This is a genomic window from Roseomonas chloroacetimidivorans, assembly GCF_049629625.1.
GTDB classification, from domain to species: domain Bacteria; phylum Pseudomonadota; class Alphaproteobacteria; order Acetobacterales; family Acetobacteraceae; genus Roseomonas; species Roseomonas chloroacetimidivorans.
On sequence record NZ_JBNBZS010000117.1, the window covers coordinates 1 to 12870 of the forward strand.

At 65.5% G+C, this 12870-nt stretch carries 11 protein-coding genes and 1 pseudogene; 1 reads left to right on the forward strand and 11 read right to left on the reverse strand.

Annotated elements, in window-relative coordinates; translation table 11 throughout:
• From ACO1BU_RS33145 to ACO1BU_RS33180, 8 genes and pseudogenes are all read right to left on the reverse strand, one after another.
• The coding region (locus ACO1BU_RS33145; RefSeq protein WP_424140198.1) for an ABC transporter ATP-binding protein at positions 1–584 on the reverse strand (584 nt) is incomplete at its 3' end.
• A 157-nt stretch (positions 585–741) separates the two neighbouring features.
• Positions 742–1797 (reverse strand): ABC transporter substrate-binding protein, encoded by a 1056-nt coding sequence (locus ACO1BU_RS33150; RefSeq protein WP_424140199.1) that lies wholly within the window; start codon positions 1795–1797, stop codon positions 742–744.
• Positions 1798–1856: 59 nt separating this feature from the next.
• A complete protein-coding gene (locus tag ACO1BU_RS33155; protein WP_424140200.1) occupies positions 1857–2858 on the reverse strand; it encodes an amidohydrolase family protein in 1002 nt (333 codons plus the stop codon).
• A gap of 17 nt (positions 2859–2875) precedes the next feature.
• Positions 2876–3352 (reverse strand): (2Fe-2S)-binding protein, encoded by a 477-nt coding sequence (locus ACO1BU_RS33160; protein ID WP_424140201.1) that lies wholly within the window; start codon positions 3350–3352, stop codon positions 2876–2878.
• Positions 3349–4179 carry an FAD binding domain-containing protein gene (locus ACO1BU_RS33165; protein WP_424140202.1) on the reverse strand — a complete coding sequence of 277 codons (831 nt, stop codon included), beginning with the start codon at positions 4177–4179 and terminating at the stop codon, positions 3349–3351. The genes ACO1BU_RS33160 and ACO1BU_RS33165 overlap by 4 nt, the downstream gene beginning before the upstream one ends.
• Entirely contained in the window at positions 4176–6545 is a 2370-nt protein-coding gene (locus ACO1BU_RS33170; RefSeq protein ID WP_424140203.1) for a xanthine dehydrogenase family protein molybdopterin-binding subunit, read from the reverse strand. Before ACO1BU_RS33170 ends, ACO1BU_RS33165 begins: the two co-directional genes overlap by 4 nt.
• On the reverse strand, positions 6532–7749 hold the full coding sequence (locus ACO1BU_RS33175; RefSeq protein WP_424140204.1) for an FAD-dependent oxidoreductase: 1218 nt from the start codon (positions 7747–7749) through the stop codon (positions 6532–6534). Before ACO1BU_RS33175 ends, ACO1BU_RS33170 begins: the two co-directional genes overlap by 14 nt.
• A 641-nt stretch (positions 7750–8390) precedes the next feature.
• Positions 8391–9089: pseudogene (locus ACO1BU_RS33180) on the reverse strand (transposase); the annotation flags it as partial.
• 167 nt (positions 9090–9256) lie between these two features.
• Here ACO1BU_RS33180 and ACO1BU_RS33185 point away from each other — a divergent pair.
• Positions 9257–10024 (forward strand): hypothetical protein, encoded by a 768-nt coding sequence (locus ACO1BU_RS33185; RefSeq protein ID WP_424140205.1) that lies wholly within the window; start codon positions 9257–9259, stop codon positions 10022–10024.
• 22 nt (positions 10025–10046) lie between these two features.
• On the opposite strand, the gene ACO1BU_RS33190 is transcribed toward ACO1BU_RS33185, so the two are convergent.
• From ACO1BU_RS33190 to ACO1BU_RS33200, 3 genes are all read right to left on the reverse strand, one after another.
• Positions 10047–11063, reverse strand: a complete 1017-nt coding sequence (locus ACO1BU_RS33190; protein ID WP_424140206.1) for an IS1595 family transposase — start codon at positions 11061–11063, stop codon at positions 10047–10049.
• Between the two features lie 238 nt (positions 11064–11301).
• A complete protein-coding gene (locus tag ACO1BU_RS33195; protein ID WP_424140207.1) occupies positions 11302–11646 on the reverse strand; it encodes a hypothetical protein in 345 nt (114 codons plus the stop codon).
• Between the two features lie 581 nt (positions 11647–12227).
• Positions 12228–12870, reverse strand: a 643-nt coding sequence (locus ACO1BU_RS33200) for an SDR family NAD(P)-dependent oxidoreductase (RefSeq protein WP_424140208.1), incomplete at its 5' end; no start/stop codon positions are given.

The following is a 12870-nucleotide window of genomic DNA, read 5'->3' on the forward strand; positions in this document are numbered from 1 at the left end:
GTCACCAGGATGACAGTTGGTTTGAGGATGCTGCAGACCTCGGCCAGCTGCTCCCAGAGTTCCTCGCGGGTGAACACGTCCAGCGCACCGAAGGGCTCGTCCAGCATCAGGAGCTGCGGATCATGGATCAGGGCGCGGCAGAGGCTGGCGCGCTGCTGCATGCCGCCCGAAAGCTGGTGCGGCGTCTTGTGCTCGAAGCCCCTCAGCCCGACCAGCTCCAGCAGCTTGCGCGCCTTCTCCTCATACTCGGCCCGGTGGCTGCGCAGCCGGCGGCGATGCGGCTCCACCACCTCCAGCGGCAGCATCACATTCTCCAGGATCGTCCGCCAGGGCAGCATGGTCGGCGCCTGGAAGGCCATGCCGGCCATGGAAAGCGGGCCGTCCACCTCCTTGCCCGCCACGATCACCGACCCCGCCGAGCAGGGCCAAAGGCCCGTCACCAGCCGCATCAGCGTCGACTTGCCGCAGCCTGAAGGCCCGACCACCGCGACAAACTCGCCCTTGCCAATCCGCATGCTGGCATGCCGCAGCGCCAGCGTGCCCTCGGCGCCTCCATACCGCATGGAGACATCGTCAATCTCCACGAAGGGCCTCCGGACGCCGTTCAAGCCCCCACGAGAAGCACGGCCGGCGTCGTCGACCTCGGGCCGGGATTCGCGGGAACGGTCCTGATGCGGCATCCAATATCCCCCTCGGCGCGACCGGCGAGCGCTGGCCGCATCCTCCGCCTGTCGTGAAGCTTCAGCCCACCCGCCTCAACGCGATATCCGGGATGAACCGGCCATCGAAAATATCCGTCACCTTCGGTGGGTTCTCCATCTGAAAGCCCTCCGCGAGCACGGCGATACCATCGCTGAGACGCTGGGCACTCGCCTCGCCCAGACCGTTCGTCCTGACATTCGGCGTCAGGATGAGCTTGTCCAAAACCCATTTCAGTCGCGCAAGCTCTACGGACCGGTCGGACAGCGCTTCACGTCGCATGACGCTCTCAATGGCCGTCTCCGGGTCCTTCGCGGACTCCAGCCAGCTGCGCGTCACTGCGATCGCCATCCGTCGGCAGAGGTCCGGGTTCCTCTCTAAAACGGCTGGGTTTACGATCAAGCCCTGGCCATAGAAGTTGAACCCATTATCGGCAAAATAAATAAGGTTCGTGTCCTCCGGCTTCAGCCCGCTGCTGAGCAGGTTGAACAGCACGGTGTAGTCGAACCCGACCACGGCATCGACGCGCCCCTGCAGCAGCATCGAATCGCGCAGCTTCACATCGACCATCATCCGATTGATCGAGGAAGGATCGATGTTCTGCTTCCTCAGCAGGGCCGGCAGGATCCGCGACGGAGCATCCGCTTGCCCGGTCCCGAGATTTTTCCCCCGGAGCGCCTGAAGTGTCGTGATGCCCCGAGTCTTTGGGCTGACGATTGCGGCCGCGAAGCGATCGTAGATCGGCATAAGGAGCTTCGGCGCCGCCGCGCGGTTCCGCGCCGCGAACTCGACCAACGTCGAGATATCGGCGCAGCCGAACTCATAGGCGCCCGTGGCAACGCGCGTGACCGCATCCGCCGAGCCCGCCGAGCCATCGACGCTCGCATCGATCCCAACCTCACGGAAGAAGCCCTTATCGACGCCGTAGAAAAAGGGCGCGGTTCCGCCATAGATGCGAAAATCGCAGCTGAACCGGACGGTCTCGGGCTGCGCCTGGGCCAGTGCCGGCCGCGTCAGCCCGGCGGCGAACAGACCTGCGCCTGCCGCAAGCAGCTGGCGGCGGCCGGTGAGGATAGAAGCATGGTCGTGCATCGTCATATCCTTGCTTGGCCGATAGCTGGCGTTATTGGGCGGTTCTGATGCCGCTTATGAACAGGTCAGATCTTGATCAGCGTCCGTAGGTTGCCCTCGAAGAGCTTCTTGCGGTCAGTGTCTGAAACCTCCAACTCGTCAAGCACACGGATCGTGTCCCGAATGAACTGGTATCCGCCTTCCGGGTCGAAGGGGCAGTCGGAGGCGAAAACCACCCGGTCCGTACCGAAGAAGGATAGGCCACACCGGGTCCCCGCTGCGGAGCCGAACAGGGCGGTGTCCGCATAGAACATGCGGAAATAGTCGATCGGCCGCCTCTTCAGCGAATGAAGCAGGGCGACATAGTCCTCGTCGTCCGTCCGCGTACCGAGCTGATCGTTCCCCGGCCCGAACCTGCCCTCGAAGTACGGGATCATCGCGCCGAGATGGTGGCAGATTATCTTGATTCCCGGCAGCTTGTCGAACATGCCGGAGAAGACAATCCTCGACATCGCAGCGCTGGTCTCGTAAGGCCAACCGATCGTCCACCAGATCTCGTATTTCGACTTTGCTTCCGACTTGTAGTCGGAGAAGTTCGCGGCGCGGGCCGGATGCAGCCAGATCGGCACGCCATGATGCGCGATGCGCTCGAAAATCGGGAAGAACTCCGGCAGATCCAGCGGCTTACCTGCCACATTGCTGAATATCTGGAAGCCACAGGCGCCGATGGAGATGGCCCGGTCCACCTCCACCACGGCCGCCTCCGGATTGTTCATCGGAAGGGTCGCGATAAAGGCAGGGAAGTGGTCCGGGCGCTGCCGGCAGAGATCGGCGAACCCGTCATTCCCCATCCGCGCCAGTTCGGGCGTCAGTTCGGGCCCGGCCACATTCTCGATCGGCGGCATCGTGTTCGCGAGAACCTGCTGGTAGTCACCGAAGCTGTCGATCATACGCAGCCGCGCCTCGACATCCCACAGCGTGGGCAGGTTGAGCCAACGCTTCACCGGCCCCTTATCCGGCACCAGGTCCATCACCCGCTGCATATAGCCACCGGGCGGAAATAGATGCGTATAGGCGTCAACGCGCATTCGGCCGGCGTTCCTGATCAGGTGGGTTGAGTGGACCGCTCGGCCCCGGCACGCCGGATCGCCTCAACGATCCCGACGTAGCCTGTGCAGCGGCAAATCTGGCCGGCGAGCTCCCGGCGAATCGTGGCCTCGTCCGGCGCTTCAAATCGCAGCAGGATGTCGCGGGCCGTCACCAGCATACCCGACGTGCAGTATCCACATTGCAGCGCATGGGCCTCGTGAAAATGCCTTCTCAGAAGGACGATGACCGGATCATCGCGCAATCCTTCGATACTGCGGACGTCACGTCCCTCGGCCATCACGGCCAGATGGATGCAGGACCGGGCCGGCATCCCGTCCACAAGGACAGTGCAGGCACCACACGCCCCATGCTCGCACCCGATATGTGTGCCGGTCAGGTTGCAGCCCTCCCGGAGGAAGTCCGCCAATGTCTCCCTGGGCGCGACCTCCTGGGTCCGCACCTTTCCATTCAGCGTCAGAGAAATGAGGCTCATGGAGCGGATGCCTCAAAGATCGCGCGCTCCACCATCGCAACATGGCAGCGGAGACGATAGGAGTCGATGCTCGGATCGAAGGTGCGGATCTCGTCCGTGATCACCTCGCGAAGGACCGGCCTTGAGAGAGCCTGTTCCGTCATGACCCGGGACACGCGGTCGAGCAGCCACGGGCGGTCCCCCGTCGCCCCCAGGACCACGCGCGGCGCGGCACCCAGGCCAGGGCGTACCACGGCGCCGATCGAGTCCGCATAGGCGCCCCTCTTGCGAGCCAGCTTCTTCCAGCCCCACCTGGCCTGTGGGCCGAGAGCAGGGATCTCGAAGGCCAGGACGACCTCGCGTGGCTGCAGAGCCGTTGTATAAGGGCCGAGCACGAAGTCCGCGACCGGCATGCGGCGCTCACGTTCCGGCCCCGCGAGGATTGCGGCTGCGCCGAGGGCGACAAGACAGGCCGGCCAGTCCGCTGCCGGGTCGGAGAGTGCGACGGCACCACCGATCGTACCGAAGTTCCGCACGGCCCGATATGCAATGCCGGCCGCAACCGCCGCCATCATGCCCCGGGAGGGATCCGGCACCTTGCCGTCCTCAATCTCCGCATGCGTCGTGGCCGCGCCGATCCGCATCGCGTCCGGCGCCGCCTCGGAGAGGCGGAGCTCGGGGAGGCGTGCCAAGTTGACCAACAGCGAGGGGCTCGTCACCCGCAGGCTCAGCATCGGCAGCAGCGATTGCCCGCCGGCGATCACTGTCACCTCCGGTCCGGCGCGCAGTGCGTCCAAGGCACCGCCCAGCGTCTCCGGGCGGAGATAATCCAGGGGCGGCGGCTTCATAGGGCGAACCCCGCCCGATCGAGCGCTTCCACAACCCGCCGTGGCGTGCAGGGCGTCTCGTTGAACTGCGCCGCCACGTCAAGGAATGCGTCGGCAAGCGCATTCGCAATCGCGGCGGGCGGAGCGATCGCGCCCCCCTCCCCCATGCCCTTCACCCCATACTCGGTGATCTGGGACGGCGTCACGAAATGCGAGATACGGATGTTGGGCATCTCAGAGGCGCAGGGCATGTGATAGTCGGCGAAGGTCGTCGCCAGCGGCTGCCCGGCCTCGTCATAGGGCACCTCTTCCAGCAGCGCCGTTCCGATACCCTGGACCACGCCGCCAATGACCTGGCCGTCCACAATCATCGGATTGATCATCGTGCCGCAATCCTCGGCCACGACGTAGTCCAGAACCTCGGTCATGCCGGTAAAGGGATCCACGGCGACAACGGCCGCATGTGCGGAGTAGGAGAAGGTGCCGGCCGAATCCTCGGGTTCATAGGTTGCCGTGGCTTCCAACACCGGATCGACGCCCAACGGCATCATCTCCTGCCGCACATGTGCGGCGCGGCCGATCTCCGAATAGGGTACGGCGTTGCCGCTTCCATGGACCGCACCATCCTCCAGCCGCACGGTAGCCGGATCGGCCTGCAGCAAATGGGCGCCGATCCGCTTCAGCTTCTCGGCAAGGATACGGCAGGTCCGCGCCACCGCCCCGCCCGCGAAAACAGTCGAGCGGGAAGCGAAGGTGCCGAAGCCGAAGGGGCTTACCGCCGTGTCGCCATGCCGCACCGCGATGCGCGCAGGGTGCATGCGGAGCTCATGCGCGGCGATCTGGGCAAGGCTTGTTTCAAGCCCCTGCCCGTGATTCTGGATGCCGACCAGAAGCTGAACGGAGCCATCAGGCAACATGCGAACCGTACAGGTCTCGTAACTCGGCATCACACGAGCGCCGCGCCGCGCCCATTCCTTCAGCCCGTGCCCGCTCTGCTCTGTATAGATGGCGAAGCCCACACCGATGCGGCGCCCGTCGGACTCACCCACCGCTTGGCGCCGCCGGACGCCTGCGAGATCGACCGAGTGTACCGCCTCCTCGAGCGCGGCCGGGTAATCACCAGTATCCAGCTTCATGCCGGCGGCCGTGACATAGGGCATTTCCGCCGCAGAGACGAGATTGCGGCGCCGGAGTTCCACCGGATCCATGCCGAGTTCGCGCGCCATTTCGTCGATCAGGCGTTCGAGGGCGAAACACGCCCCCGGACGTGCCACGCCACGGTAGGGCCCCATGGGTGGCTTGTTGGTCGCAACCGTGAAGTTCCGGAACCGGATGTTGCGGATGCGATATGCGCCCGTAAGGTTCCGCACGGCCATGCTCGCCTCGGCGAAGGCGCCCGTGGGCCAGAGCGGATAGGCGCCACCGTCGATATAGACGTCACCTTCCAGCGCCAGCAGCGTCCCCTCGCGGTCGGCATGCAGCGTCAAATCATAAACATGCTCGCGTGCCTGCGGGGCGGCCATGAGATGCTCCCGCCGATCCTCGATCCAGCGCACAGGCGTGCCCCGCTTGAGGGCCAAGGCGCAAACCGCGATCTCCTCCGGTGTCAGGCGGTTTTTGCCGCCGAAGCCCCCGCCGACATCCGGGGCAATCACATGCACCTTGTGCTCCGAGAGGCCCAGGCTCTGCGCAAGCCCGATCCGCATGACATGTGCACCCTGGGTGGACAGATAAACCACTAGCTCATCGAGCCGGTGGTCCCAATAGGCGAGCACGCAGCGCCCCTCTAGAGGCACCACCGACTGGCGGTTCATCCGCAGGCGGCGCGTGATCCGCAAGGAGCCATCGGCCGCGGCACTGACATCTCCTGCCGTCGCACCGCTGACGATGTAGGCGTTGTCCGGCCATCCCTCATGGATGATGGGGCTGTCAGAAGACATCGCCCGGACCGTATCGGTCACGGCCGGCAGCTCATCCACCTCCAGCTCGACCATGTTGGCCAGGTCCTCCGCCTCGCCGCGCGTGGGCGCGACGCAGGCAGCTACAGGCTGTCCGGCGAACAGCACGCGACTTGTGGCAAGCGGCGGATAGGCGACATTCCGGTAGCCCGGAATTTCCGGCCCTGCTGGCAGGTTGCCGAAGGGGCCGAGATCGGAAGCGTCGTAGACCTGGGTTTCCAGGCCGGCGGGCTTGCGGACACCATGAAGGATGCCGTGCCCGACCGGACTGCGGACGAAGCAGACCTCCTCGATGCCGGGCATGCGGACGTCGGAAACGTACTGCCCCTTGCCGAGCAGAAAGCGCTCGTCTTCCCGGCGCAGCACGCGCGCGCCGACCCAATCGCCCTGCTTCATCTCGCCATGGGCCATGGCGCTACTGCACCGCATTGGCGCTGACCAAGCTGTCGATCAGCGAGGATCGCCGCAGGAACGCCTTATGCAGCTCCCGGTCCCCGGCAATTCGGCGCAGCCCGTCCAGGTGCTCGCGCCGCTTCACCGGATCGCGTTCGCTGAGAGACCTCTTGTTTGCCACCGACTGGGCTTGAACAAAATCGGTCTGCGCCTTGCGGCGCTGGCGCGTGTAGCGGTCCAGCACGGACAACTCCGCCGCGCCGTCGCGGATCGCCTCCAGTTTTTCGGCGAGATTGACGGCATCGTGGATACCCCCATTCATTCCCATGCCGCCGATCGGATTGTTCACATGTGCTGCATCCCCGGCAAGCAGGACCCGCCCATAATTGAAGGTCGCCGCGACGCGCTGATGGACCTTGTAGAGCGCGTGATAGGCGATGGAGTAGTCGCCACTTTTGGGCAGGAACTTCTGAAGGCGGCGCTGCACACCCTCCGCACTCAGCGCATCCTCGTCGGACTCCTCGGGTGGCACCGGGAAGATGCCGCGCCAGATCCCCGGTTCGCCTGGCCCCTTCACCTTGAACAGGTTCAGCCATTCATCCGGATCGGAGAAGTAGTTGCGCGTGCAGTAGTTCCTGCCCGCTTCAAGGAAGTTGAAGGTTGTACCAATCTTGATGAAGCGCTCCGGCCAAGTGAAGCCTTCGAACTCGATGCCCGCCAGCTTCCGGACCGTGCTGTGGCTGCCATCTGCGCCGATCAGCCAGTCGCAGTCAAGCGCCTCAACCTCACCATCGACGTTGACAGTAACGCGCACATTGTCCGCCGTCTGTTCATAGGACAGCAAACGTGCGGAGAAGCGGGTGGTCAGCAGCCCCGTCTCGGCCGCCTTACCGAGCGCGGCGAGCACCAGCTTGTACTGCTCCCATTGCAGCACAAAGGGATATTCAACTTCCCCTTCGAGGACGCTGACATCGAAGGCGGCAACGCGCTCCCCTGTCACGCGGTCGATGTAATAGAAGAGTGGCGACAGCAGGCCTGTAGCCCAGGCCTGCTCTTTCAGGCCCATGTGGACGAGCATCTCGACTGTCGGTGGGTGGACAGTGGCTGCCCTCTGATCCTCCACCGGACCAGGATGAGCTTCGATCAGCGTGACGGGGAATCCACGTTGACAGAGGGTCAAGGCCATGACGGCGCCGACCGGACCTGCCCCCACAACCACTACACCGTCCCGCTCATGCATCCCAGACTGCCTCAAGCTCTTCAGTAGCGCGCAACAATTAGTATACTTACTTCATTCTAATCAAGGGTCCTGATAAAGTTACCCCGGTTTTGTGGCTCTTCCGCAGGAAGCGTGGTTCATGCGGCGAGGAGCACCCGGCGTCGCAGCAGGTCCAACTTGGCGCGCCCAAAGGTCTGACGCTTGAGCAGCTCAGCTTGCCCACCTGTCCTTCTGTTTGTCCGCTGCCCCGCGGCGTGGTGAGCCCGGCCCTTACCTCAGCGCCGTCCTGCTGCGGGCCCGCAGCAAAGGCTGTGACGGCGGCCGCACCGCTCGCTGAGGCGTCGATGAACCAAGCTTTGAACGTGGTGAGCAGGGCTCGGCATGGTGCCTTGCTGCTGATGCAGCAGTCACGCAGAAGTTCGGCGAGTCGGCAAATCAGCGTACAAACAGTCGCAGCTCGGGCATCCTGCTCGAGGCGTGAAGGCTTCGCCTTCTTCCGCGCCGAGTTTGTCGGGTACTCGCGTAAGGAGCCAAGCCGACTGCTTTGGCGAGGGGAGCGCCGGCGAACTGCCGGCGGCAGTTCAGGGAACGGGCGAGGGTTGCGTTTCACGCCTGCGATGTAGCCCTTACATCGATGGCGCCCTGCGCCTCGGGCCCGGTCAGCGGTGCACCGGCCGTGGCGTGCCCGGGAATCCAAGCTCTCGCAGTTGCCGCCACAGCGCGGTGGCGTTTTCGCAGCCCGCCGCAGAGCGTGCCTCCAGGTGGGCAAGGTAGGGGTCCAGCATGCTGGGGCCGGGTGCCCGGACAGCGCACTCCGGAAGGCGCTCGGCATGCGCAAACTTCCGCACCGTCCCGCGAGCCAGCCCCATGCGGCTGACGGTGAGCATCGGCTCGCCGGCGGCATGGCGGCGCCGGACCTCGTCGTAGAGCGCGTGCCAGCGCGCCCGGCTGTTAGTGCTGGCCGCCCTCTCGGCCCGGCTGGGCTGGAAAGCGGCCGTTTGCCTTACAGGACGGGGTAGCCGACCGGGGATGGGCGGAAGACGACGGAGCCGTCCATGCGCCACGGCCAGCCAACGCTCGACCATCTGCCGCAAGTTCAGCAGCAGGTGCCAGCGATCGGCGACCTGAACGGCCGGGGACGCCCCGAGCCGGATGCGGCGGGAGTACTCGCTCGAGCGGTCACGGGCGACAGTCCGGACTCCGCGGGGGCGCCTGAGCCAGTCGGCCAGTGTCGGCGCGCTCCGGTCCGGCAACAGGCGGATGACCCGCCGCCGCTTCAAGTCGACGAGAATGGTCCCGTAGGTCTCACCTTTGCGCAGGGCCCGGTCATCGACGCCCACAAGGCAAGGGGCTGGGCGCCGCCTGGACCCACAAAAACAGTATCATCCATTCTTCCTGCGGAAGAGCCAATTCTGTGGACACCGATGATCCCTTTGCACCAGATGTTTCGGTATGAGGCCGCAGTGTCCACAAGCTAAACTCCTGTTTTTGTTCTATCCTGCTCTGCTTCCTCGGGCAGGGATCTCGCATGCTGGACGTTCACGCATCTGACTACGGCAGGACCTGGACTGCCCTTGAGCGTCGCCGGGCCGGTCTGCTTCAGGAGCTCTCCCAGGTCGAGCTGGATATGGCGACGCTGCGGAAGGCGGCAGAGGTGATCTCGCGCTATCTGGGCGCCCCTGCCGAAGCCGAGCCGGTACCGGATCTGCTTCCCATCGCGGAAGGCCTGCAGGAGCAACCCGCCGCCACGACGCTTGCCCTGCCAGCGCCTTCCTCGACGAACCTGCCCGCCCGTTCTGCTCGGCTCCCTACCAAGCGGAAGCCGGCGGATCAGGCCATCGTCGCGGCACGCGCCGCCATGCTGGGACCGCCTCGGGACGATGCCCGTATCCCGCCTAAGGTGGATGGAAAGCGGAGGCGCCTGATCCTGGCCGATGTCCCGCAGGGCGAGGCCGTGCGCGAGGCCTATGATCGCCTCGCCGAGATCTCGGCCCGAGCCGCGCCGGAGAAGGAGCCCGGCGGGCGGCACCGCCTGTCATCCAGGGGTCTAGTTGCCGGAGAACCCCTCGTCCCGAGTCTCCTGGCCGTCCTGCGGGCCGCAGGACGGCCGCTCTCGACCTCGGACTGCGTAATGGCCGCCCTCCAGCAACGAGGCCTCCGGCTGGAAGGTGCGGAACTCTGCGCCGTGGTCAGCCGCGCCTCGGCCCGCCTCGGCGAGGAGGCCAGGAAGAAGCGCGTGATACGGATCCGCGAGCCTCATGAGCGGTCCGTCCTCTGGATGATCGCAAGCCCGTAGAGCCGAGGCGGATCGGGCTGAACTACGGCTCCGCCAGCCTCCAGCCCAGGGCACGCTCAGGATAGTGACCCTGCCAGTACCCAGTGAAGTATCGGCTCTGGGGCTGTCCCATGGCCTGGCTGAGGAGCAACTCCGTGCGACGCCGGAAGCTGAGCTTACGGTTGTTCTCCTGCCATGCCAGACCGGCCGCGTAGAGATCGAGATATCGTCCGGCCAGTCTGTGGTGGATCCCTCTCTCGGACCGGCGCAGACGCGTGAAGTAGCTCTCGACCAGGTTGGTGTTGAGGCCCCGGCCCGCCGAGTAGTGCTGCTTATGGTTCACTGTGGAGTACCGGTTGAGCTCCTTCAGGCTCTGGTAGGCCGGGTGCTCGTCAGAGAGGAGCACGGTGTTTGGTCCGACATGCCGCCTGACAATGTCGCGGATGTAGGCTTCCGATTCGCCGGGCGTCACGAACGCCAGCGTCCTGTCCGGCTCTCCTCCGAGAGGGCGCTGCCGGAGGGCCGTGACGACCTGCTTGTCAGCAGGCGCGGCGTTCTCGCGCGCGCGTCCGTCCACCCGATCAATCGCCCGGTTCTCCGGCCGGGGCTTGCCGCCGACATAGGCGCCGTCCAACTCGACGGTCTCGCGCTCGGCGGCGAGGGCCTCGCGCATCTTCATCAGCAGAGCCCAAGCCGTCTTGTAGGCGACGCCGACCTCACGGCAGATCACAAGGGCGGCCTTGCCCTTCACGCCCTGAGAGAAGAGGGCGACCACGGTCAGGATCTTGCGGAAGCTCAGCTTATGATGCGCGAAGGGCGTGTTGGAGGTGACCGTGAACTCGCGCCGGCACCCCTTCTGCACGCACTTGAAGCGGTTCACCTTCTTGCCGTTGCGCGTGAGATGGTACGCGCCCTTCGCGCCGCAGTGCGGGCACCAAGGCGTGCCGTCAGGCCAGCGGGCGCGGTAGAACCACCGGTAGGCCTGGTCCTCGCGCATATTCAGGACCTGCTGGAGCGTCAGGTCGCGGGCGGCCGGGGACCTCAGGAAATGCTGGGCCATCCCTCAGCACCCCCGGCCGGGCATCGAGATCGCGGCCGGGTATTTCCCGGCCCCGGGCCATGTCATGCACGAGGTGCGTTTCCACCGTGATCGCAGCGGGTGTGCGAGGGTGCAGAACCAGGGCAGCAATGGCGATCATGGGTTCTCTCCTGATCGAGGCAACTCTCGGACACGGCGCGGCGAAGTGCCGCGGAAGTCTAGAAACGGCCTATCGACAGGGCCGACGGAGGAGAGCGCGTCATGACCGGCCCATCTCGAGCCAGGAGAGGACGGTCCGCAGTGTGTACGGAACATGGACGAGGCGGCCGCCGGGCAGCACGATTAAGCTGTCTCCCTCCACCTCGTACAGCGCCGCGACCGAGGTGGCCGCGAGGGCATGGGCCATCCCGTTGACGTCCCGCAGGAAGACGAAGCGGCCGATCCGCTGGCCAATCTCTAACTCAGTCGTAGGTGTGACCGGCCTTCCCTCCTGTTGCGAAGGAGAAGGATCAAGACGCATTCCAGGAGCAGATTGTGGGCGAGAGGCCGCGGGAAGCAGCGCGTCGTGGACGCGCTCTCCAGGCCCGGTATCGAGCGAGGACATGGGTGTTCTCCAGGCTGTCGGTGGGCGCGGGAAGGCGCAGTAACGCGGCGGCGTCAGGCCACCGCGCAACGTATCCGGACAGCTATGGAGAGGGACGACGGAGCGGGAACGGAACGGAGGATCCAGGCCGCGGGTGCGGCACGGTCCTGAGCGTTCGTAGAGGGCAGGCTGCCATCCATCATGGTGGAACATGTAGCGAACATGCGGGCCGCCTGTCCAGCGATTCGCTCGCTCGCTTTACCCGGACTGTAAATCCCGAAGTAGGGTTAAGATGATTTGTGTCTGACTTCAGGCCGATGCACGGACACCAAACGGTGGACAGATTGCCAAGCAGCATCAGCGCTGATGTTGCCAACCCAGGCTCTTGCCACCCGCCAACTCGCGGAAGCCAGTTTGGCCGCGCGTAATCGGCGTTAGCCATGGCAGCTTCGCGCCCATTCCGGTCCTCCGCATAGTGTCACCGGCCGCCTGAAAGCGGCCATACCACCCTGCGTCTGGATGGTCTCGCCGGGCGAAGGGCCGCCGGTCTGCGAGCGACCGACGGCTGCGTGAGCGCGTGTACTCCGCTGGCCCGTAACAGGTCAGACCTGCCGCATCCCACCATCGACACAGAGTTCAGCGCCCGCGATGAAGCTCGCCTCGTCGCTCAGGAGAAACAGCGCTGCCGCCGCAACTTCCTCCGGGCGTGCCATGCGGCCGAGCGGGATCTGCCCGACAAGGGCCGCGCGCACCTCATCCGTCGTGGCCGCCATCATCGCAGTATCGGTAGGGCCTGGGCTGACGACGTTCACGCGGATGCCGCGCGGCGCCAGTTCCGCGGTCCAGGTGCGCGCGTAGGAACGCAGGGCCGCCTTGGTGGCGGCATAGGTGCCGTAGTGGGGAATGCCCGCCAAGTCCGCGATCGACCCGATGAGCACGACCGAGCCGCCCTTGTCCATGGCGCCGACCGCCGCATGGAAGGCGAGAACAGGGCCGCGCACATTGACCAGGAAGTGCCGGTCGACATGCTCCGGCGTCTCCTCGGCCAGCAGCGCCGGTTCGGAGATCCCGGCATTGAGCACCAGTGCGTCGATACGGCCATGCGTGTCCCGCACCGCGGCGACGGCCGCCGCCACATCTTGCGCCACGCTGGCATCCGCTACGAGGCCGCGTGCTCCCCGGCCGATTGTGGCGGCGGCCATCTCCACCGTTTCGGCACGACGCCCGGTGAGAAAGACCGTCGCA